Here is a 21159-nt window from a genome sequence, read left to right on the forward strand (position 1 = left end):
ATATAATAGATTTTTTCAGCTTTGAAAGGTCACGCATCACACATATAGTTGGGGTTATGCCTACATTCACACGAGAAGAAATTGAGCATTTGGGTGTTCTTTCCCAGATTGCTTTAAGCGACGAGGAAATTAGTCGCTTGCAAGGCGAATTAAACGTCATTGCAGAATCTATTAATAAGGTGCAGGAAGTTGCTGGCGAAGATGTGCCACCTACTGCAAATCCAGTGCCTCTGGAAGCTTATTTACGCCCTGATGTGCCTGCTACACCATTAACTCAAGAAGAAGCGCTTTCTGGTGCGCCTAAGAGTGAGTCTGGCATGTTTGTAGCACCTCGCATTTTAGGGGAGGAGTGATATGTCGAATACTCAAGATTTAGTAAAGCTTTCTGCTGCTCAAATGGCAGAAGCTGTAAAAGCTAAAGAAGTTTCTAGCCGTGAGCTTGTTGAAGCTCACTTGGCAGTGATTGAATCTGCTGAGCCAGAAATCAAGGCATTCTTGCACGTTTCTGCAGATATTGCACTCGAGCAAGCAGATGCTTTCGATAAAAAGAACGCTAATGGCGAGACTGAAGGCTTGCCTGAGCTTGCAGGCGTTCCAATTGCAATTAAAGACATGATTGTCACTAAAGGCATTCCAACTACTGCAGCATCCAAGATTCTTGAAGGCTGGGTTCCACCTTACGACGCTACTGTTATTGAAAAGCTCAAAGCAGCTGGTATGCCAATTCTCGGCAAGACTAATTTGGATGAGTTTGCTCAAGGTTCTTCAACCGAGCATTCTGCTTACCAAACCACTTGCAACCCTTGGGATACTGAGCGTGTTCCTGGCGGTTCCGGCGGCGGTTCTGCAGCTGCTGTTGCTGCATTCGAAGCTCCTATTGCTTTGGGTACAGATACCGGTGGCTCTATTCGTCAGCCAGGTGCTTTAACTGGTACAGTCGGCGCAAAGCCAACTTACGGTGGTGTTAGCCGTTTTGGTGCAATCGCCATGGCAAGTTCCTTGGATCAGATTGGTCCTGTTTCTCGTACCGTTCTTGACTCTGCGCTTTTGCAGGAGACTATTGGCGGCAACGATAGGCGCGATTCCACTTCGATTCCAGCTCCTGTTCCTCCAATGGCTCAGGCTGCACGCGAGGGCGCTCGCCGAGATTTGAAGGGCGTAAAGGTTGGCCTTGTTAAAGAGCTTAGTGGCGATGGCTTCCAGCCAGGCGTTGAAGCTCGCTTTAATGAGGCGGTGCAGCTGCTTAAGGCTATGGGTGCAGAGGTTACGGAAGTTTCCTGCCCTCACTTCCCTTATTCTTTGGCTGCTTACTACATTATTATGCCTTCCGAAGTTAGCTCCAACTTGGCTCGCTACGACGGCATGCGCTACGGTTTGCGTGTAATGCCTCCAGCAGACAAGCCTCAGACGGCCGCAAATATGATGGCTGCAACTCGTGAAGCTGGTTTCGGTGACGAAGTAAAGCGCCGTATTATTCTCGGTACTTACGCACTTTCTGCAGGTTATTACGATGCATGGTATGGTTCTGCTCAAAAGGTTCGCACCCTTATTATTCGCGATTTTGAAGAAGCGTTTAATAAGGTAGATGTTCTTGTTTCTCCAACAAGCCCTACAACGGCATTTAAGTTTGGCGAAAAGATGAACGATCCGCTTTCCATGTACATGAACGATATTGCTACGATTCCTGCAAACATGGCTGGCGTTCCAGCTTTGAGCCTTCCAGCTGGCTTAAGCGACGATGGTCTGCCTGTTGGTATTCAGATTATTGCTCCGCAATGCCATGATGAGAAGATGTACAAGCCTGCAGCAGCGTTGGAAGCTGCTCTTGAAGAGCAGTGGGGCGGTCCAATCTGGAAGTCGCTTAAGGCTGGCTGGCTCGATTCATTGGCTAAGTAAAGTGAAGTAAAGCTTAAGTAAGAAGGATTCTCATGGCTGAAAAACTTATGAAATACGCCGATGCTGTTGAGCAGTTTGATCCAGTATTCGGTTTGGAAACGCACGTTGAGCTTTGCACTCGTACGAAGCTGTTCTGCCCAGCAGAAGTATCTTTTGGTGGCGAGCCAAATACTCAGCTAACTCCTGTAAGCCTTGGTTTGCCAGGCTCTTTGCCGGTCGTAAACAAGACTGCAGTTGATTACGCGATTAAGCTCGGTTTGGCGTTGCATTGCGAAATTGCTGAGTGGAGCCAGTTCGCTCGTAAGAACTACTTCTACCCAGATATGCCTCGCGATTACCAGATTTCCCAGTACGATAAGCCTACTAACGGCAACGGTTACTTGGATGTTGAGCTTGAAGATGGCACGGTGTTCCGCGTGCCGATTGAGCGTGCTCATATTGAGGATGACGCTGGTAAGAATACTCACGTTGGCGGTGCTGACGGCCGTATTGAAGGCGCAAATCATTCTTTGGTTGATTACAATCGCGCAGGCGTGCCTTTAATCGAGATTGTAACTAAGCCAATCGAAGGTGCGGGTAGCCGCGCTCCAGAAATTGCTGGTGCTTATATGCGTGCTATTCGCGATATTGTTCGCGCCCTCAACATTTCCCACGCTCGCATGGAGCAGGGCAATATGCGCGCTGACGTGAACGTTTCACTCCGCAAAAATCCGACCGATCCGTTCGGCACTCGTTCCGAAACTAAGAATGTGAACACATTCCGCGGAATCGAAAAGACGCTGCAATATGAGATTCGTCGTCAGGCTGCTATTTTGAGCGAAGGCGGCGAGATTTTGCAGGAAACCCGTCACTGGGATGAAGCAACTCAGACCACTGCTGGCGGTCGTGTGAAGTCCGACGCCGACGATTATCGCTACTTCCCAGATCCTGATTTGGTTATGCTTCACATCACTAAAGAGCATATTGAGCGCATGAAGGCCGAGATGCCGGAAATGCCTCGCGAGCGCCGTAACCGTTTGCAAAGCGAATGGGGCATTAGCGATCTTGAAATGCGAGATATTCTTAACGCTGATGCTCTTGATTTGGTTGAAGAAACCGTTAAAGCTGGTGCAACTGCAGCAGGTGCTAAGAAGTGGTGGCTTGGTGAGCTTGCTCGCGAAGCAAACACTCGTGGCGTGACTTTGGAAGAATTGCCTATTACTCCGCAAGATGTGGCTGAAGTTGAAAAGCTAATTGCAGACGGTAAGCTTAACGATAAGCTCGCTAAGCAAACTGTTGCTTGTGTTTTGGCTGGTGAGGGCAAGCCTGATGAAGTTGTTAATAAGCACGGATTCAAGGTTATGAACGATGACGGCGCTTTGGAAGCCGCTGTTGACGCTGCTCTTGCAGCCGATCCTGAAGTCGCAGAAAAGCTTAAGGCAGGCAATATGAAGCCGATGGGCGCGATTATTGGTGCTGTTATGCGCGCAACTAAGGGTCAGGCTGATGCTAAAGCTGTTACTAAGATTGTGATGGCAAAAATCAAGGGCTGAAAAACCGAAAATCTGAAAAATTTAATATTTGATAACGCTAATGTATAAACGCAAAAGCGTAATCAATATCAAAAGTAAGTGCTGCGTACTTGCTGCATAATTTAATAAGATTTAATCATACTAAAACAGATTAAATCAGATTAAGTTTGTTTTATGCGGCAGGTGCGCAGAATTTGCTATTTGGCAATATCGTGACGCATTTTTCGTCTTCTGGATTATCATATATTATGCGACGTGAGAATTATGCGAAGGGCTTAATACTCAAAGGCACAGTACAAGTAGGTGACTATGCAACAAACCAATGATGGTGTGAACAACTCTCGCGAGTTACCAAAATCTATAGTAATCCCTCCAATTCGTGGAGAAATGGCGCATCTTCGCCCAGCAACATGCGATGATTTACAGCGTATGGATGAGCTTTGCGCATATGATAACGCTTCGGTTATTACCGGAAAAGATTCTCAGTCTGAGCGTTCTATGGTTCATGCGTGGGTTGAGCGTTCTGTTCAGTGGTCTAATGACGGTTTTTCTGTTGAAAAAGCTGCTGAATTATGTCGTTTTGCTGGTGATGTGCAGTCTCGTCCTACAATTGCTTGGGCTATAGTGCCAGATGTTTTAGATGATGTTAAGAATACTTCTGGCGCGATTATTGGCATGATTTTTCTTATTGACATAGATGGGTGGTCTCGTTCTGCGCGTATTCAAGTTGTACTTGGCAAGGATTATCGCGGACGCGGCTATTCGCGTGATGCTATGCCTAGAGTGATGACTTACGGTTTTGCGTCAGAGCCAGTAGGATTAGGATTGCACCGCATTTGGGTTGGTGTTCCTGCTACGAATACTCGCTCGCTTTCTGTATATCAATCTCTTGGTTTCGCACAAACCGGCACTGCGCGCGATGCTTTATGGGATGCGCAAAATCAAAAGTATCAAGATTTTGTTGTTATGGATACGATTTCCGATGAGTACGATGCAATTCGTTCTCTTGATGCGTTTGGTCTGCATGTTATAGAGGAAAATCCTGGAGTAGTTGAAGCACTGAGCGCACATGAGCACTCTGTGGCTATACCGGTGCGTCGTGATAATCTTGATGAAGAATGGCCTTATAATGCAAATAACACCGAAGGTAGTTCTTCAAAAAGAGCTTGGTGGCGCATTATAGGTCGCGGTCGTAAACGTAACACCAATACGGAAGGGAAGCAATGAGCGCCGAAGATCTCGACAATTATGAAACCGATGCTGAACTTGCGTTGTATAAAGAATATCGTGATGTTATTAAGCTTTTTACGTACGTTGTAGAAACAGAGCGCCGATTCTACTTGGCGAATAAGGTTGATTTCAACGTGCGTTCGGCCGGACAAGACGTTTATTTTGACGTTCAACTTACGGATGCGTGGGTTTGGGATGTTTATAGGCCTTCGCGTTTTGTTAAAAATGTGCGAATAGTGACTTTTAAGGATGTTAATGTTGAAGAAGTGCAGAAAACAGACATTGATATTCCGGAATCTATCGCGTGATAAGCGTATGCTCAATAAAGATATATAGAAATTTTACCTAGCACAAAATGTGTTTTTGTAAAAATTGATGTATTAAGGTATGGAGGACAAGTGACGGATACACAATCCCCAAAGAAATCTGTTGTGATTATTGGCGGCGGTCCGGCAGGGTTGACGGCAGCCTGGGAGCTCGTTAAAGATGGCGGTTCTAGTCGCTATGACGTAACGCTGCTCGAAGCAACGCGTGAATTTGGTGGTATTTCGCGTACTGTAAAGTACAACGGTAATCGTATGGATATTGGCGGTCACCGTTTCTTCTCGAAGGATGATCGCATTATGCAGTGGTGGCGTGAAATGTTGCCGTTGCAGGGTGCGCCTTCATACGATGATAAGAAGCTTGGTCGTCACCATGACTTGGAACCAGGTGGACCTGATCCTGAAGTTGAAGACGAAGTTATGTTGAAGCGCCATCGCGTTTCGCGCATTTTCTGGAATCATCATTTCTTCGATTATCCGATTTCTCTTTCCGCAGCCACCTTGCGCTCTATGGGCTTTATTTTGACGATGAAGGTTGGTTTTAGCTACTTGTGGTCTATGGTTCACAAGTTACCAGAAACTAATCTTGAAAACTTCTACATTAATCGCTTTGGTAAGAAGCTTTATTCAATGTTCTTTGAGGGTTATACCGAGAAGCTTTGGGGTAGGCATCCAAGCCAGATTTCTGCAGATTGGGGTGCTCAGCGCGTTAAGGGTTTGAGCATTGTTGAAGTTTTGAAGAATGCTTTTTCTAAGCTTTTCCCTAAGAAAAATGGTAAGAAGAAGGAAGTAGAAACCTCATTAATTGAGGAATTCTGGTATCCAAAGCTTGGCCCTGGTCAATTGTGGGAAACTGTTGAACGCCGCTGCCGTGAAAATGGTGCTACTGTGCGCACAGATGCAAAGGTGGTTGCTATTAAGCAGTCTGATGGCAAGATTTCAAGCGTTGTTATTGAAGATGCCAACGGTGAACGTTCTGAATTGCATGCTGACGAGTTTGTTTCCTCTATGCCTATTAAAGATTTGGTTGCAGCTCTTGAGCAAGGTACAAATGGTGACGAAAAAGCTGAAGTTCCAGCAGAAATGCAACGTGTTGCCAAAGGTTTGCCTTATCGCGATTTTGTGACTGTAGGTTTGCTTGTTAAGCGTGTTCGTCTGCGTAATACTACTACTATTCCAACGCTTGGTAATCCTCCTATTGTTCCTGATTGCTGGATTTATGTGCAGGATCCTGGTTACAAGGTTGGTCGTCTGCAAATCTTCAACAACTGGAGTCCTTATCTTGTTAAAGATGTTGACAACACTGTTTGGATTGGTCTTGAGTACTTCTGCGAAGAAGGCGACGACTTCTGGAATATGAGTGATGAAGACGCTCGTAAGATGGCTATCGACGAATTAACTCGCATGCAGGTTATTAATGGCGAAGAAGATGTTCTTGATTCCCATCGTGAGTGTGTTCCAAAGGCTTACCCAGCTTACTTTGACACTTATGCACAAATGCCTGAGTTGATTAAGTACTTGGATAGCTTCGGCAACTTGTATTGCGTTGGTCGAAACGGACAGCATCGTTATAATAACCAGGATCATTCCATGGCTACCGCAATCGAAGCTGTAGAAAATATTCACACTGGCGCAGAATCTAAAGCAAATGTGTGGTCTGTAAATACTGAAAAGTCTTATCACGAAAAGAAGTAGTAAGTATTTATAAATAACTTAAGTAAAAATTAAGCTAAAAGTAGCGTCAATAATAGTGGCATAGTCCATTATTATTGGCGCTTTTTTATTAGAATATTCAGTTTATAATTTAAAAATAATTAGACTTGCTGGCGCGTCGCGGTTTGCAGCGTCGTAGAGCTGTAGTAGCATACATAATGTTCGTGGTTGTGTACATTGTTATGTAGTAATCATGAGTTCGTGACGGATTTTCCGTAATCTTCCATACAAAGGCTTGCCGGTAGTATATTCCGTGTGAGTTAGGGAAAGGTAAAATTGTGGCAACAAGCCAAAATCTTGAGAAAATGAAGCTCTCAGAATTGAAAGATCTTGCGAAGCAAATGGGTTTGCGCGGCACTTCGACCATGCGCAAGCCTGAATTGTTAGCTACATTGAATGCAGCACGCAATGGGGGAGAAGCGCCTGCTGGTGTAAGCGTTCGCACGCCTTACAATTCTACGAGTGCAAGTAAGTCTGCAGATACTCGTGCAGATAATGAAGAAGTTCGTTCGTTGGATGACGATAAAGACTTGGAAGCGTTGGAAAACTTAGTGCCAAATGCAAATAATGATCGTCGCAGGCGCGACGAAGATTTTGGATCTAAGAATTATCGACGAGATAATAATCGTAATTCTTCTTTCCAGCGTCGTCGTGTAAATGATGAGCGAGATAACAATCGTGATCGTCGTGCAGAAGGAGTAGATTCGCGCGATTTGGATCAGATTTTGGCAACTTTGCCAGGAGATGAATCTCGTTCTGAAGGCGAATCTCGTCGACAGCGTGGATCTTCTCGCGATTTTGATCGCGAAGAGCAAGATAATAAGTCGGAGCGTTTCCAGCGTCGCATGCGTGGTCGCGGTAGAGATTATGAGGATGATCGGGAGGATTATTCTGATCATGATGATCGTCAAGATCGTCAGGAGCGTCAAGATCGACAGGAGCGTAAAGATCGCTCTGAGCGCAATTCTCGTTTAGACCGTGATAATCGTGAGAGCCGCGAAGAGCGCGATTCTCGAGAATCTCGCCGCGAAGAGCCTCAGGAAGATCTTGTTCCAGTAGCAGGTATTGTTGATGTGCTCGAATCTTACGCATTTGTACGCACTTCTGGTTACCTTCCAGGGCCAAATGACGTGTACGTTTCAATGAGCCAAATTAAAAAGTATGGTTTGCGCAAGGGCGATGCTGTGCAAGGCTCTATTCGTGCACCTCGCGAGGGCGATCGTAGAAATCAGCGTCAGAAGTTTGTTCCGTTGCAAACTGTTAATAGCATTAATGGCATGAGTGTTGAAGAGGCTCAGAATCGTCCGCAATTTGCTAAGCTTACGCCGCTGTACCCTAATGAGCGCTTACGCCAAGAAACTACTGCTAATCGCATGCTTGGTCGTGTTATTGATTTGGTTGCGCCAATCGGTAAGGGTCAGCGCGGTTTGATTGTGTCTCCTCCAAAAGCTGGCAAGACTATTACGCTGCAAAATATTGCTAACGCTATTACTACGAACAATCCTGAAGTGCATTTGATGGTTGTTCTTGTAGATGAGCGTCCAGAAGAAGTTACGGATATGGAGCGTACGGTTCAGGGTGAAGTGATTTCTTCAACGTTTGACCGTCCTGCTTCCGACCATACTACAGTTGCAGAGCTTGCAATTGAGCGCGCTAAGCGTTTAGTTGAGCTTGGCCAGGATGTTGTTGTTTTGCTTGATTCTATGACTCGTTTGGCTCGTGCATACAACATCGCTGCTCCTGCTTCTGGACGTATTCTTTCTGGTGGTGTTGATGCTCAGGCGTTGTATCCACCAAAGAAGTTCTTTGGTGCTGCTCGAAATATTGAAGACGGCGGCTCTTTGACGATTATTTCTTCCGCTCTGGTTGAAACTGGATCTAAGATGGATGAGGTTATTTTCGAAGAGTTCAAGGGCACTGGCAACATGGAATTGCGTTTGAGCCGCGACTTGGCAGATAAGCGTCTGTTCCCTGCTGTAGATATTAATGCTTCTGGAACTCGTCGTGAGGAATTGATTACTCCGGCTAACGAACTTCCTATTATCTACCGTTTGCGTCGCCTATTTGGCGGTCTTGAGCCTGAGCAAGCGTATCAGACTTTGATTCCTCGCTTAAAGAAGACTGCTTCAAACCGTGATTTTTTGGCTGCTATTGTTCAGCAAGCAAACGGTTCTTCAAATACTTCTGCGCCAACTGCTGCTTAAGTGATTTGAGTGTTATTTTTAAGTTTGTAAGCTGAAAAATAACAGAATAAATGATTTTGCGCACAATCTTAAGAATCTATCCTAGGATTGTGCGCTTTTAATTGTTGCTTTTAATTGTTTTTACGCATTATTAGCAGCCTGCTGCTCAAGCGCAAACTTTCGCATGCGAGCCACAGCTTCCTTAAGTTCTTCTGATTTTCCAGCGTAAGAAAGTCGCACAAATCCGCTTCCTTCTTTTCCGAAAGCTTCTCCCGGAACAACAGCAACTTTTTCTTCTTCCAAAAGTCTTCTGCTGAATTCTTTGGAAGTTAATCCAGTTGGGCGAACGTCGACGAAAACGTAGAAAGCTCCTTGTGGCTCAATAAGTTTTAGTGCGTCGCAATCTTGTAATGCGTTAAGTACCAGATTTCGTTTTTCACGGTATTCTTCGCGCATTTGACGAACATGATCTTGAGGTCCGGTAAGAGCAGCAACTCCGCCGTATTGTGCAGTCGAATTGACGGAAGAGTGTATCATTTCCGCAATTTTACTGCTTTGCTCAATAACGTTAGCTGGTGCAAGAATATAGCCGATTCTCCAGCCGGTCATTGCGTAAGTTTTAGACAAACTTTCTACAATAATGGTTCTATCTTTCATTCCTTCAACTGCTGCAATAGATGGCGCTACAGCATCTCCTGCAGGTTCTGTTTCAGGGTCACTTGCGAATACAAATGGATGATACACTTCGTCAGAAATTACCCACAAATCAAATTCTTTACATAATTCTGCTACTTCTGCAAGTTCTTCGGCTGTAGTTACTGCGCCAGTTGGGTTGCAAGGTGAGTTGATAATAATAGCTTTAGTTCGTGGAGTAATTGCTTTGCGTATTTCTTCAGCATTAACATGCATTCCATGTTCAGGCTTAAGGGCAACTGTTACAGGAGTTGCGTCGCACATTAACACTTCTGCATCATAAGAAGTGAAGTATGGAGAAGGAATAATTACTTCGTCGCCCGGATCAATTACTGCTTTAATAGCTAAATATAAACCAATTGTAGCGCCGTCAACTGCTTGAATTTCAGTATCGGCGTCATAAACTAAGCCTTTTACTCTCTTTGTGTAATCAACTGCAGCTTTGCGGAATTCTGGAATTCCTAAAACGTCGGTATATTTTGTTTTTCCGGCTTCAATAGATTCGCAAGCTGCTTTAACAATATGATTGGAAGCAGTTTCGCCAGGCTCTCCTAGGCAGAGCGAAATAGCATCAGGGATTTGTTCTACGCGGTCAAATACGTCACGAATACCAGATCTAGGTATTGAGATTGCGTGTTCTGCTACAACAGCCATATTATCTCCCTCTACTCTTTCGACAATAAATATTATTATTTAGTTTATATTTTTTATTATTTTTCCACAAAAAAACTGAATAAAGCAAGGTATAAAAAAATTTTTTATATTATTTTGTTCTTTTTCTGTAAAAAATAAGGTAACATAGGTATTGCTGCCTGCCGGCGCTAGCATAAATCCGACTATAATTCTCGTTCAGCGTCGATTAGAGAATGGAGAAAATATGACAGGAAGTTCCCGTAAAGTTGAAGGCGCTTTGCCAATGGATTCAACCGATGGAGTTATTGTAGATATTCTCGAGCATGATGGTCGTGCCACGTTAACGCGTTTAGCAAAGGCTTCAGGATTATCTGTTTCTGCCGTGCAGTCGCGTGTTCAAAAGCTTGAGCGCAAGGGTGTTATTACTGGTTATCGTGCGCTTATTGATTACGAGCGTCGTGGCTTGCCAGTTAGTGCATTCGTGTCAGTTACTCCGCTTGATTTTGGTAAGGAAGCAACAATTCCTACAAAGTTGCGCGATATTCCTGGTATTGAAGCGTGCTATTCCGTCACAGGAAGCCCAAGTTTTATGCTGGTAGTTCGTGTTGCAACGCCAAGTAAGTTGGAAGAGCTAATCAATACTATTCATCGCATTGTGCCAGTAAGTACGGAAACCACAATGGTTTTGCAGACTTATTTTGATTAAAGTTTTGTATAAATCATATTATGTGTGATTTTTCTGAAACGACAATTAATCCGAGCAATACTTCATTAAATAAAAGTTGTGAAGATGCTGCGGATAAGATTTTAACGCTGCGCAAATCGATTGATAATATTGACGGTGCAATTATTGCGCTTCTAGCGGAACGTTTTAAGACTACTAATCGCATTGGCGAACTTAAAGCTAAAGCTAAATTTGCTCCTTTGGATTCTAAACGTGAGCAGGAGCAGGTTCAGCGTCTGCTAAATCTTTCTGCTGATGCTGGTTTAGATGAGTCAATCGCATTGCAGTATCACAAATTTGTAGTTACAGAGGCTAAAAAGCGTCATCAAAAGATGCAGTCGTAACTTAAAGCGTTTTAGATAGTAAGTTATTAGAACAGCTTTTGTAACACTTTTGTGTATTTGTGTAGCTTTGTGAATTATAAAGGCGGATAATACAAGTATGACTATTGCAACCGTTGAACGTTACGCGCATATGCTTGATGCTGCAAGTCGAGGTGGCTACGCGTATCCTGCTATTAATGTTACAAGTACTCAAACGCTTAATGCGGCTCTTCAAGGTTTTGCGCAAGCTGAGTCTGATGGCATTATTCAGGTTTCTGTTGGCGGTTCGGCTTATTTTTCTGGGCAGTGCGTAAATAATCGCGTTGTTGGCTCTCTTGCGTTTGCTGCTTTTGCGCATGAAGTTGCATCTCAGTACTCAAATATTACTATTGCTCTTCATACCGATCACTGTGCGGAAGCTTATCTTGACGACTGGATTCGCCCACTGTTAGCTAAAGAAGCAGAGCAAGTAAAAAGGGGTGCAGAACCTCTTTTTCAATCGCATATGTGGGATGGCTCAACTGTTAATTTGCAACATAATTTAGATGTTGCAGAAGAGTTACTTGACGCTTCACAAAAGGCTCGTACAATTCTTGAAATTGAGATTGGTGCGGTTGGTGGAGAAGAAGATGGGCATCGTGCCGATATTGACGAGCGCCTATATTCTACGCCTGAAGATGCTTTACGCGTTGTAAAAAAGCTTGGTTTGGGAGAGCGCGGCAGATATATGGCAGCGTTTACTTTTGGCAATGTTCACGGAGCATATAAGCCTGGCGTTGTAAAGTTACGTCCTCAATTGTTGCAAGAAATCCAACAAACTGTATACGAAGAATATAAAGATACTTGCGATACCCGTACATTTGGTGCATCTAAAAAGCCTTTCCTGCTGGTATTCCACGGAGGATCTGGCTCTACTGCTCAAGAAATTGCAGAAGCTGTGCGTTACGGCGTAGTTAAAATGAATATTGATACGGATACGCAATATGCTTTTACTCGCGCTATTGCAGGACACATGTTTAGCAATTACGATTCTGTTCTTAAAATAGATGGTGAAGTTGGCGAAAAGAAACTTTACGATCCTCGTTCTTGGGGTCGTGAAGCTGAAAAAGCCATGGCTCAACGCGTGGTAGAAGCTTGTGTGCAGCTTGGCTCTGCTGGTAAAGCATTGAAATAGTTAGCTTTCATACTTAAAAGATTTTTTCTTCTCATTAATCGGTAGGGGCGTAGCGATAACCTTGTCAGGTAGGATTGTGCAAATTTGGGCAACGTTAGCCCAAAAAATGGAGGTGTGGCATGCCTGGTATTGTGCTTATTGGTGCTCAATGGGGTGACGAAGGTAAAGGTAAAGCAACAGATTTAATTGGATCTAAAGTTGATATTGTCGCACGTTTTAATGGTGGCAACAATGCTGGCCATACCGTTGTAGTTGGAGATAAGTCTTACGCGCTGCATTTGCTTCCAAGTGGCATTATTAGCCCTAATGTAACTCCTGTAATTGGCAACGGCGTTGTTGTTGATCCGGAAGTTTTGTTTGAAGAGATTGATGCTTTGGAATCTCGTGGAGTTGATTGCTCGCGTTTGCTGGTAAGCGAAGCTGCACATATTATTACTCCGTATCATCGTGTAATAGATAAGGTTACAGAGCGTTTCCTTGGAAAGCACAAAATTGGTACAACCGGTCGCGGTATTGGGCCTACTTATGCGGATAAAATTAATCGCGTAGGAATTCGCGTACATGATTTATTTAATGCTGAGCATTTGCGTGACAAAGTTGAGGCGAGCTTGCATCAAAAGAATCAGATGCTTGTGAAGCTTTATAATCAGCATCCTATTGATATTGACGCTGTAACTGCCCAGCTTGTTGAACTCGGTAAGCGTTTGAAGCCTTATATTGCTGACACTTCGCTAGTTTTAAATAAGGCAATGGATGAAGGCAAAACCGTTCTGTTCGAAGGCGGACAAGCCACAATGCTTGACGTTGACCACGGCACCTACCCATTCGTTACTTCTTCGAATCCTACTGCTGGCGGCGCTTGCACAGGTACGGGCGTTGGCCCAACTCGTATTACTCGCGTAATTGGTGTTGCTAAGGCTTATATCACTCGTGTTGGTGAAGGCCCATTCCCAACTGAGCTTTTGGATGAGCAGGGCGATTGGTTGCGTGAGCAAGGTCATGAATATGGTGTTACAACAGGCCGTCCTCGTCGCTGCGGCTGGTTTGATTCTGTAGTAAGCCGTTATGCAACTCGCGTAAATGGTTTAACAGATATTGTTCTTACCAAGCTTGATGTTTTAACAGGATTGAAGGAAATTCCAGTTTGTGTAGCTTACGATGTGACTTTGGCAGATGGAACTTGCAAGCGCATGGAAGAAATGCCTGTGGACCAGTCTCTATTCGCTTGTGCAAAGCCAGTTTATGAGATGGTTTCTGGTTGGAGTGAGGATATTTCTCAAATTCACAAGTTTGAAGACTTGCCTCAGAATACTCAGAATTACGTGAAGCGTTTGGAAGAGCTTTCTAATTGCCGTATTTCTGCCATTGGCACTGGTCCGCAGCGAGATCACATTATTAGTGTTCACTCTCTGACTAACTGAATTGTCTATTGGCTGATGATTAACTTAACAAAACGGCACTTCTCAATTGAGAGTGTCGTTTTGGTTTATGCAAATAGTTTTGTAAAAGAGTGAGAATGAGTAAAATAAGCGAGAAAAATTGTAAAAATAGCCGCCGCTTATATCTTTTAGTTTTTATTGGTGGCACGTGCGGAGCGTTTGTACGTGGAGTAATTTCTTCTTACGCGCCTTTAATTTACCCGGTAAATCTACAATCTTCTATATTTGGTCAGCTTACTTTAGGCACTTTCTTGTCTAATATGATTGCTTGCTTTATTTTCGCTCTTGTTACTGCAATATCTGTTAAAGCGTTATCTAAAGAAAAGCAAACTTTTTACAAATATGCTTTAGGAACGGGCTTTTGCGGCGGATTGTCAACTATGTCTACTTTCGCATTTGAAGGTGCTATGTCGTTTATTTCTCCGCGCATGACTTTTGCTATTTTTGGTATGATTCTTTCCTTAATATTTGGCGTTTTTATGGCGTTTGTTGGCAGTTGGATTGGAACGGGAATTGCAAAGCGCATTAATAAAAAGCAAGAGCAAACTGTTCAAGAAGATAATACTAAGGCGGTGAAGTGATGAATCCATTGTACGTTTTTACTATATTTGTTTTGCCTTGCTTCTTTGGCGGTTTGGGTGCTGTTTTAAGATGCGCAATGACTAAAAAAATTTCTGCAAGCCATAATAGTAGAATTCCTGTTGCAACGCTGTTTATTAATTGTTTAGCTTCGTTTACTTTAGGAGTTGTTGCTAATGTTTTTATGGTTGCAGTATCAATTTTTGGCGCTAATTTTGTTTATTTGATGATTTTGGGATTTTTGGGTGGATTTTCCACGTTTTCTACCGCAATTTTTGAAGGTGTGGATCTTATTCAAAAAAAGCGCATAAAAGATGGCATTTTTCTACTTTGTGCGGAGCTTATTGCGCCATTTTTGTCTGCGTCCGTGGGTTATGTTGCTTTGCAAATTTTGTTATTTCAAATATTTTAGTATTTAAAAGTTAAGTTTTGTGCGCAGAATCGAGCAGTAGTGAGCTTTAAGAATGTAGTGAGCTTTTTAAGTAAGCAGTCAAAGCAAATATTAGAAACTTTTTGCCAGCTTCGCTGGAAAGTAATATTAGCGGGCGTTTTAGTTGGCGTAGTTTCTGGTTCGCTCGTAGCTTTTTACAGATTTGGCATTGAATATGGTACCGATTTTGCGCGTTGGATGTACTTGCAAATTTGGCATAACGCATGGTGGATTGTGCCATGCTTAATTTTTGCCATAATTGCAGGCCTGATTATTGGTTGGATGAGTGTTAAGGAAAGCATGGCTTCCGGAAGCGGTATTCCACAAGTTGTTGGCTACGTCCGTCGTGGATTAAATATGCGCTGGCACACTATTTTGCCGGTGCGTTTTGTTGGTGGTTTTCTAGGTTCTTTATTCGGATTGTCGCTTGGGCGTGAAGGCCCGTCAATTCAAATCGGCGCATGCGGGGCTCAAATGTTGTCTCGAATCTTCCGTAAAGGAAAGAGAGACGATATTGAGGAGCATTATATTGTAACTGCTGGTGCTGCTGCCGGTCTTTCTGCAGCATTTTCTGCTCCTCTTTCTGGAGTTATGTTTGCTTTAGAAGAAGTACAGCATGGAATATCGTCTACAGTTTTAATGGGCGCTGCTGTCGCTTCTCTTTTTGCTGATTTTGTTTCACAAACCTGCTTCGGTTTGCGCCCAGTGCTTGATTTCGGTCAAATTCCAGATTTGCCAATGGGATTGCATGTTTGGCTTATTCCACTTGGTATTTTTGCCGGATTTGTGGGCTCTTTAATGAATCGTTCTCTTCTTGGGTTGCAAACATTGTATGGCTATTTGCCTAAGTGGATGCCGGTTGCAATAGCCTGCTTAATTGCAGTACCAGTTGGTTTATTCCTTCCAGAAGTTCTCGGAGGCGGATCTAACTTAGTGCGCCTTTCGGAATATGGAAAAATAAGTATTGCAATGCTTTGTTTGCTCTTTGTTGCAAAAATGCTTTTTACTTCAACAAGTTTTGGTTGCGGTGCTCCTGGAGGCATTTTTATGCCAATACTTGCTGTTGGTGCGCTCGCAGGCGGAGTTGCAGCTCGCAGTATTACTAGCATTTCAGCATTTGGTATTGACGCAAAATTCGTATCCGTGTTTGCGGTTTGTGTGATGGCTGGAACGCTTTCTGCTTCTGTAAAAGCTCCACTTACTTCGATTTTGCTAACAGTTGAAATGTCTGGAACTATGATTCATACACTTCCAGTGGCAGCTTCCGCATTTATTGCGTTGCTTGTTTCGGATATTCTAAAAACTAAGCCGGTTTATAGCGAACTTCTTGAACGGTATATGCAATCTCATGGAGATCTTGTTCTTAATAATGCACTAATTGCCGAATGATTAATGTTTTAACCACATTGGTTTAATTTTATTGCAAACCAACTTGCGTATGCGTTTCAATAGGCGCATGAGTACAAATATTGATTTAAATAACAAGTTGGCTAGCGCTAGGCAAACTGATTCAAGTGGTACTAGCAATTTAGCTAGATTTAGTGCGTCGAAAGACGTTAATCGTTACGTTTACCCACCTCAAGCGTCGAGCTATTCTAATCCAAGCGCAATTCGTAGTGATTGTGTTAATTCATCTACTCTTGTAGACGATCACACTGTAATAACTACTATTGCGCCCAAAAATCGCAATATTTCATTGCAAAATCTAAATCAGTCTTTGTGCGAATATTCAGAAGAAGCGCCGCTTGAAAGCGAATTTCTTGAGGCGCTACCTTCGAATATATTGGTTGGAACTGCGGCGACTGACGGAATTGGTTTGAGTACGTTATTGTCTATTCTGGCTCGTTATATAAGCAAGCAAGGCTACAGTGTGGCGATTATAGATGCTGATTTAACGCATGGTGGTTTGGATGTTTTGTTGGGGTTAGAATCCGACGAAGGCAGGCGTTTGCAAGAAGTAGAAGCACCTCTTGGTCGTTGTGATGGATATGTGCTAAAAAATGAGCTTATTCATTGGGATGATGTTGATGTTTTAGCATTTTCTCCATGGCGAAGCGAACGCCCAGAGCCGTGGGTTGTTGAGGCTGTAATTCGCGCTTTAGCTGAAGCTTGCGATGTGGTTATTGTAGATATTGGATCAGGAAAATCCTCAGTTGAAATTTACAAAAGTATTCCCCAACTTTCTGCTTCTGCAACTCTTGCTTCTGTTGAATTATCTGTTCTCGATTTAGCTCGTTTTCGCGCATATTCGCATGTGCTTAAGTCAACTTGCAATGTTGATATTAGTAGCGATGAATTTGCCGCAATAGGGATGTGCCCTAGAGGCTTAAAACAAAAATCATATGTTTTAAATGTTGACGAAGCTTCTGAATATCTTTCAACACAGATATTAGGATTTTTGCCGTATGATTCAAACCTTCATGCAGACATTATAGGAGGCTATGGTATTCGCGAAGTCCCTTCTTGTATGAAATCAGCTATGAAAAAACTAGGAAACTGGCTTTTAGCAGAGGCAATCTTTAGCAAAAAAGAAAGTTCAAACAAACATCGTCATTCTAAATTTAGTCATTTTTCATATTCAAGGGGAAAGTATGGTCGTAAATAATTCTCACGATATTGATTTTGGAATTTTGCAGGAATTTGCAAATGATTCACGGGTTACAGATATGGTTGTGAGCGAAGATGGGCGCGTGTGGGTAGATTGTGGGCAGGGTTTAAAAGAGTGCAAGCCTAGAGTGCCAATGCATAGCCCTAAATTATTGAGAGAGTATGCAGTGTGGTTGTGTGCTCAGCTTGGCAAAAGGCTTGATGATGCTTGCCCTATTGCGGACGCTTCAACTAACTCTGGTATTCGTATTCACGCAGTTTTAGCACCAGTAGTAGCGCAAGGTGCAGCTTTGTCAGTGCGATTTCCAACTTTAAAAAAGTACGACTTATTAGCGTTAAGTAGTCAAGGAATGTTTCCTAAAGAAATTGCGTATGTTCTTGGATTTCTTGTGAAATTAAAGGCAAACATATTGATTACCGGCAGCACTGGTTCTGGTAAAACTACGCTTATGAAAGCTCTTCTTGCAATGGCGGATTCACATGATCGAATTATTTCCGTGGAAGAAACTCGTGAATTAGGTGAGCTGACTGCAAATCATGTTTCGCTAAGCGTTCGCGAAGCCAATGTGGAAGGGGTTGGAGAAATTGGATTATCTCAATTAGTAAAAGCAACTTTGAGAATGCGCCCAGACAGAATTGTTTTAGGCGAGTGCAGAGGGGAAGAAATTGCTGATTTGCTACGCGTTTTTACTTCCGGCCATAAAGGCGGCATGACTACGATTCATGCGGATGAGGTAGAAAAAGTTCCTGCTCGACTTATGGCTCTTGGCTTGCTCGCTAAATTAGAGCCTGCAGCATTATGCGCTTTGGCTGCGGGAGCTTTTGATGTGGTAATTCATGTGGAGCGTGCTTCGGATGGCAGACGCATGGTTCGCGAAATTGGCGTTCTGCAATATTTGCCTGCCGCTTCGGCTTTACAAGGTAAAGCAGTTTTGCGTTTAGAACGATGTTTTAGCGACGGTAGTATGCGCATGCTTGTTTTACCTGAGTGGAAAAAGTTTGCTAAGTGTTGGAGGCTTCCAGAAGATATTAGTAATATTTGCGCGAGTAATTTTAGTAAAAATAGTTTTAATCAACGTAATTTTAATCAACGTAATTTTAATCAAATAGCTTCGTAACTTTCATTTTTTGATTGGGGGAATATGGATATTGAAGAAGCTCTTGCAGGTTTAATTGCTGCATTGAGATCCGGCTCAACGTTTGAAATGATATTGCAAAATGATGCTGATTTTAAGAATAGTATTTGTTCTAATGAAGTAAGTGCAAAAATGATTTACAGATGGATTAATAATAGATGTTCTATTAAAAATCAAAATCTATCTGCGGCTCAGCGTAGGCGCATTGAAAACCATATGCGATCTGTTTGCGAAAATCTTATGGCAGCTTATGAATTAAGCAATACTTTAGGCTGTGAAATGGCTACTTGCGTAGAAGCTGCTTCGGCATCGTACCATGCTCGCCGTAGAGCGGAAGATCTTCAAGCAGACGTATCTGCAATGCCAACTGCCACAATAAAATTACTCACCGCATTGCCTTGTTTGTCTCTATTAGCAGGTGAATTGCTTGGCGGACATCCGATTCTTATTTTGCTAACTACCGTATATGGGTGGGTTTTGTTGATTGTTGGCTCAATTTCTTACAGCCTTGGCTTGGCATGGGTTAAGTCAATGTTGCGAATATCTAATCATACTATGGCAAGTTCGGTTATTAGGAAGTAAAAATGGAGTATAACAGTCGTCTTTTGCTGATTGTGCCTGTATTCGTTATTATGGCTTGGCAATTTTGCAATATTTCTTTTGGTTCTAAAACGTTGCTTGGCTATAAAAGATTAAATATTGGCGATTCTGATACTAAATATGAGTGGCGTAATGCTTATTCTAAAGATATTGATCCTCTGCTTGGATTGCATATGATTATTGTTGCTTTGCGCAGTGGCGTTGCTATTCCTAGAGCTTTGAATGTAGTCGGTGCTGTTTTGCCCGGCGGGCATGGATTGTGGATGTGTGAGGTGTCCAGAGCGTTGATTTCTGGAGATAGCTGGCATGAAGCATGGTCTCCGCCGCATGTTCGTAAAAATATTCAAGCTGTCTCAAAAAGCACAAGCCGCAACAAAAAACTTGAAAAAATAGATTCATCGTTGGTTTTAGCAACTTGGTTAATGACTTCTTTGCGCGAATCTTGGTGTAATGGATCTTCGCCTGTTCCGGTTCTACTTGCGCTTTCTAAGCATTACGAAATCACTATGGAAAATGTTGCTAGGCAAGAAACTTCCAGGCTGTCTGTGCGATTATTGCTACCAGTTGGATTGTGCTTTTTGCCAGCTTTTATATGTATTGGTATTATTCCTACGGTTGCTTCTCTTATGTGATAGTAGATTAAATTTTGTTAAGAAAATCTTATTTTTGAATTTTCTTAAGTATTTTCCAAAAGATTTCAATACTTTCTAGCTTTTATCCACAATGAAGATTTTTTCTTGGACTTCGCAAATCAACCTGCAAAAATATTTTTATCCGAAAATTTCGGATAAATTGAAGGGAAAGGTACAAATAATGGTTGGGATAATTCAAAAGCTTGTTGCAAGATACACTGTATCGATGCTTCAAGTAAATGACCAATTATCAGTGGTAGAAATGCGCCTTAATCAAAAAGGTAAGCAGTATATTAACAATCTTCAAAAGCAAGATTCTGGTGCTGTAACCGCCGAGTATGCTGTAGTGCTTATTGCTGCTACTGGTTTTGCTGCATTATTAGTTGCCATTTTGAAATCAGATGCAATACGCAAAACATTGACAGAATTAGTGAAAAAAGCGTTGAAAATTGGTTGATTGATTTTGGCTAATCTATTGATGCGCTATGTTTAGTGAAATGAGCTTATGATGCGGAAGAATATTTTGCGCAAATGTTTTGTGTTATGCAAAAAATTATTGCGTAATATTAATACGCGTGATTTTGGTGCTGTAACTGCTGAATTTGCAGTTGTTTTGCCGTGTGCAATAGTGCTTGTAGTTGTACTTCTTGGAGTTGGTAGAGCAGTAGTATGCAATATGAATTGCCATGATGCGGCTTCTCAGGTTGCTTACTACATAGTTACTCATCACGACGATAAAGCTGCTGCAAGTATCGTGCAGAAAGTTGCAGGTTCAGGAGCATCTGTGCAAATAAATCGTAATGGGAATATGGCTAATATTGTTGTGAAATGTCCTCTTATTCCAGATCCGCTTCACATATTGCCTCCTTTGGTGGAAAGTCACGTAAGTCAGGTTTTGGAATGAGTTTTCATTGTTATTTTAATTGTTTAGTATCTTTCGCTCGTAAGAAGAGCAGTAAGGCAGATTGCGGTTCTGGCACAGCGCTAGGCGTTATGCTGGTAATCGCAGTCTGCTCAATGCTCGCTGTTGCTGCAATTTTGGGGCATGTTCTTAGCGCTAGACATCAAGCTTACGCAGTTGCTACTGCGGCTGCGTTGTCGGGTGCTTCCGCTTTACAGCGCATGGAAAATAATCCTTGTGAATTTTCTACTAGAACTGTTACTTCAAGTCACGCAATATTGAAATCTTGTAAGTCAGCTAAAGATGAAGTCACTGTAAGCGTTACAGTTCCTTTGAATATTCCTTTAGCTCCAAGTGTAGAGGCGTCTGCTCGAGCAGCATTGGAAGATTGTGATAAATAAAAGTAATTAATATTCTTTTGTTTATAAGAGG

At 42.7% G+C, this 21159-nt stretch carries 22 protein-coding genes; 21 read left to right on the forward strand and 1 reads right to left on the reverse strand.

The features are described from left to right. Positions 1 to 56: 56 nt before the first annotated feature. From gatC to rho, 7 genes are all read left to right on the forward strand, one after another. A complete protein-coding gene (gene gatC / locus HXT35_RS03885) occupies positions 57 to 353 on the forward strand; it encodes an Asp-tRNA(Asn)/Glu-tRNA(Gln) amidotransferase subunit GatC (RefSeq protein WP_004126322.1) in 297 nt (98 codons plus the stop codon). Position 354: 1 nt separating this feature from the next. Beyond that, positions 355 to 1896 carry an Asp-tRNA(Asn)/Glu-tRNA(Gln) amidotransferase subunit GatA gene (gatA, locus tag HXT35_RS03890; protein WP_102695072.1) on the forward strand — a complete coding sequence of 514 codons (1542 nt, stop codon included), beginning with the start codon at positions 355 to 357 and terminating at the stop codon, positions 1894 to 1896. Positions 1897 to 1928: 32 nt separating this feature from the next. Further along, positions 1929 to 3428 carry an Asp-tRNA(Asn)/Glu-tRNA(Gln) amidotransferase subunit GatB gene (gene gatB, locus HXT35_RS03895; RefSeq protein ID WP_004134003.1) on the forward strand — a complete coding sequence of 500 codons (1500 nt, stop codon included), beginning with the start codon at positions 1929 to 1931 and terminating at the stop codon, positions 3426 to 3428. 288 nt (positions 3429 to 3716) lie between these two features. Then, positions 3717 to 4634, forward strand: coding sequence for a GNAT family N-acetyltransferase (locus HXT35_RS03900; protein WP_019260614.1), 918 nt, complete (start codon positions 3717 to 3719; stop codon positions 4632 to 4634). Then, positions 4631 to 4945, forward strand: a complete 315-nt coding sequence (locus HXT35_RS03905) for a DUF2469 domain-containing protein (protein WP_004105898.1) — start codon at positions 4631 to 4633, stop codon at positions 4943 to 4945. The genes HXT35_RS03900 and HXT35_RS03905 overlap by 4 nt, the downstream gene beginning before the upstream one ends. A 90-nt stretch (positions 4946 to 5035) precedes the next feature. Beyond that, positions 5036 to 6655 (forward strand): NAD(P)/FAD-dependent oxidoreductase, encoded by a 1620-nt coding sequence (locus HXT35_RS03910; RefSeq protein ID WP_004126312.1) that lies wholly within the window; start codon positions 5036 to 5038, stop codon positions 6653 to 6655. Between the two features lie 296 nt (positions 6656 to 6951). After that, positions 6952 to 8877 carry a transcription termination factor Rho gene (gene rho, locus HXT35_RS03915; protein ID WP_004126310.1) on the forward strand — a complete coding sequence of 642 codons (1926 nt, stop codon included), beginning with the start codon at positions 6952 to 6954 and terminating at the stop codon, positions 8875 to 8877. A gap of 120 nt (positions 8878 to 8997) precedes the next feature. Here rho and HXT35_RS03920 read toward each other — a convergent pair whose 3' ends face one another. Next, positions 8998 to 10203 (reverse strand): pyridoxal phosphate-dependent aminotransferase, encoded by a 1206-nt coding sequence (locus tag HXT35_RS03920; protein ID WP_004126307.1) that lies wholly within the window; start codon positions 10201 to 10203, stop codon positions 8998 to 9000. Between the two features lie 223 nt (positions 10204 to 10426). On the opposite strand from HXT35_RS03920, the gene HXT35_RS03925 reads away from it, so the two are divergent. The 14 genes from HXT35_RS03925 to HXT35_RS03990 all read left to right on the forward strand — a co-directional run bounded on the left by HXT35_RS03925 (position 10427) and on the right by HXT35_RS03990 (position 21128). Continuing rightward, on the forward strand, positions 10427 to 10888 hold the full coding sequence (locus HXT35_RS03925; protein WP_004126304.1) for an Lrp/AsnC family transcriptional regulator: 462 nt from the start codon (positions 10427 to 10429) through the stop codon (positions 10886 to 10888). 20 nt (positions 10889 to 10908) lie between these two features. Then, entirely contained in the window at positions 10909 to 11250 is a 342-nt protein-coding gene (locus HXT35_RS03930; RefSeq protein WP_004126303.1) for a chorismate mutase, read from the forward strand. 97 nt (positions 11251 to 11347) lie between these two features. Beyond that, positions 11348 to 12403, forward strand: a complete 1056-nt coding sequence (gene fbaA / locus HXT35_RS03935; protein WP_004126301.1) for a class II fructose-bisphosphate aldolase — start codon at positions 11348 to 11350, stop codon at positions 12401 to 12403. A gap of 119 nt (positions 12404 to 12522) precedes the next feature. Next, positions 12523 to 13824 carry an adenylosuccinate synthase gene (locus tag HXT35_RS03940; RefSeq protein WP_004126299.1) on the forward strand — a complete coding sequence of 434 codons (1302 nt, stop codon included), beginning with the start codon at positions 12523 to 12525 and terminating at the stop codon, positions 13822 to 13824. Positions 13825 to 13919: 95 nt separating this feature from the next. Further along, positions 13920 to 14423: a fluoride efflux transporter FluC gene (locus tag HXT35_RS03945; protein ID WP_004126296.1), complete on the forward strand. Its 504-nt coding sequence runs from the start codon at positions 13920 to 13922 to the stop codon at positions 14421 to 14423. Next, positions 14423 to 14833, forward strand: a complete 411-nt coding sequence (locus HXT35_RS03950; protein ID WP_004126289.1) for a fluoride efflux transporter FluC — start codon at positions 14423 to 14425, stop codon at positions 14831 to 14833. Before HXT35_RS03945 ends, HXT35_RS03950 begins: the two co-directional genes overlap by 1 nt. A gap of 39 nt (positions 14834 to 14872) precedes the next feature. Then, complete coding sequence (locus tag HXT35_RS03955) at positions 14873 to 16240, forward strand: ClC family H(+)/Cl(-) exchange transporter (protein ID WP_032843354.1); 1368 nt, start codon at positions 14873 to 14875, stop codon at positions 16238 to 16240. A 67-nt stretch (positions 16241 to 16307) separates the two neighbouring features. Next, positions 16308 to 17456: an ATPase gene (locus tag HXT35_RS03960; RefSeq protein WP_421787885.1), complete on the forward strand. Its 1149-nt coding sequence runs from the start codon at positions 16308 to 16310 to the stop codon at positions 17454 to 17456. Then, positions 17443 to 18576 (forward strand): CpaF family protein, encoded by a 1134-nt coding sequence (locus tag HXT35_RS03965; protein ID WP_004126286.1) that lies wholly within the window; start codon positions 17443 to 17445, stop codon positions 18574 to 18576. Before HXT35_RS03960 ends, HXT35_RS03965 begins: the two co-directional genes overlap by 14 nt. 24 nt (positions 18577 to 18600) lie before the next feature. Then, entirely contained in the window at positions 18601 to 19176 is a 576-nt protein-coding gene (locus tag HXT35_RS03970) for a type II secretion system F family protein (protein ID WP_004126285.1), read from the forward strand. 2 nt (positions 19177 to 19178) lie between these two features. Next, positions 19179 to 19826 (forward strand): type II secretion system F family protein, encoded by a 648-nt coding sequence (locus tag HXT35_RS03975; protein ID WP_004126284.1) that lies wholly within the window; start codon positions 19179 to 19181, stop codon positions 19824 to 19826. A 181-nt stretch (positions 19827 to 20007) separates the two neighbouring features. Continuing rightward, the gene (locus HXT35_RS03980) at positions 20008 to 20283 is read left to right on the forward strand and encodes a DUF4244 domain-containing protein (RefSeq protein ID WP_004126283.1); all 276 of its coding nucleotides are present in this window, start codon (positions 20008 to 20010) and stop codon (positions 20281 to 20283) included. A gap of 51 nt (positions 20284 to 20334) precedes the next feature. Beyond that, positions 20335 to 20730 (forward strand): TadE family type IV pilus minor pilin, encoded by a 396-nt coding sequence (locus tag HXT35_RS03985; protein WP_004126282.1) that lies wholly within the window; start codon positions 20335 to 20337, stop codon positions 20728 to 20730. Beyond that, a complete protein-coding gene (locus HXT35_RS03990) occupies positions 20727 to 21128 on the forward strand; it encodes an Rv3654c family TadE-like protein (protein ID WP_004126280.1) in 402 nt (133 codons plus the stop codon). The genes HXT35_RS03985 and HXT35_RS03990 overlap by 4 nt, the downstream gene beginning before the upstream one ends. Positions 21129 to 21159 lie beyond the last annotated feature (31 nt).

The sequence above is a fragment of the Gardnerella sp. DNF01141 genome, assembly GCF_049244255.1.
Taxonomy (GTDB): domain Bacteria; phylum Actinomycetota; class Actinomycetes; order Actinomycetales; family Bifidobacteriaceae; genus Bifidobacterium; species Bifidobacterium vaginale_E.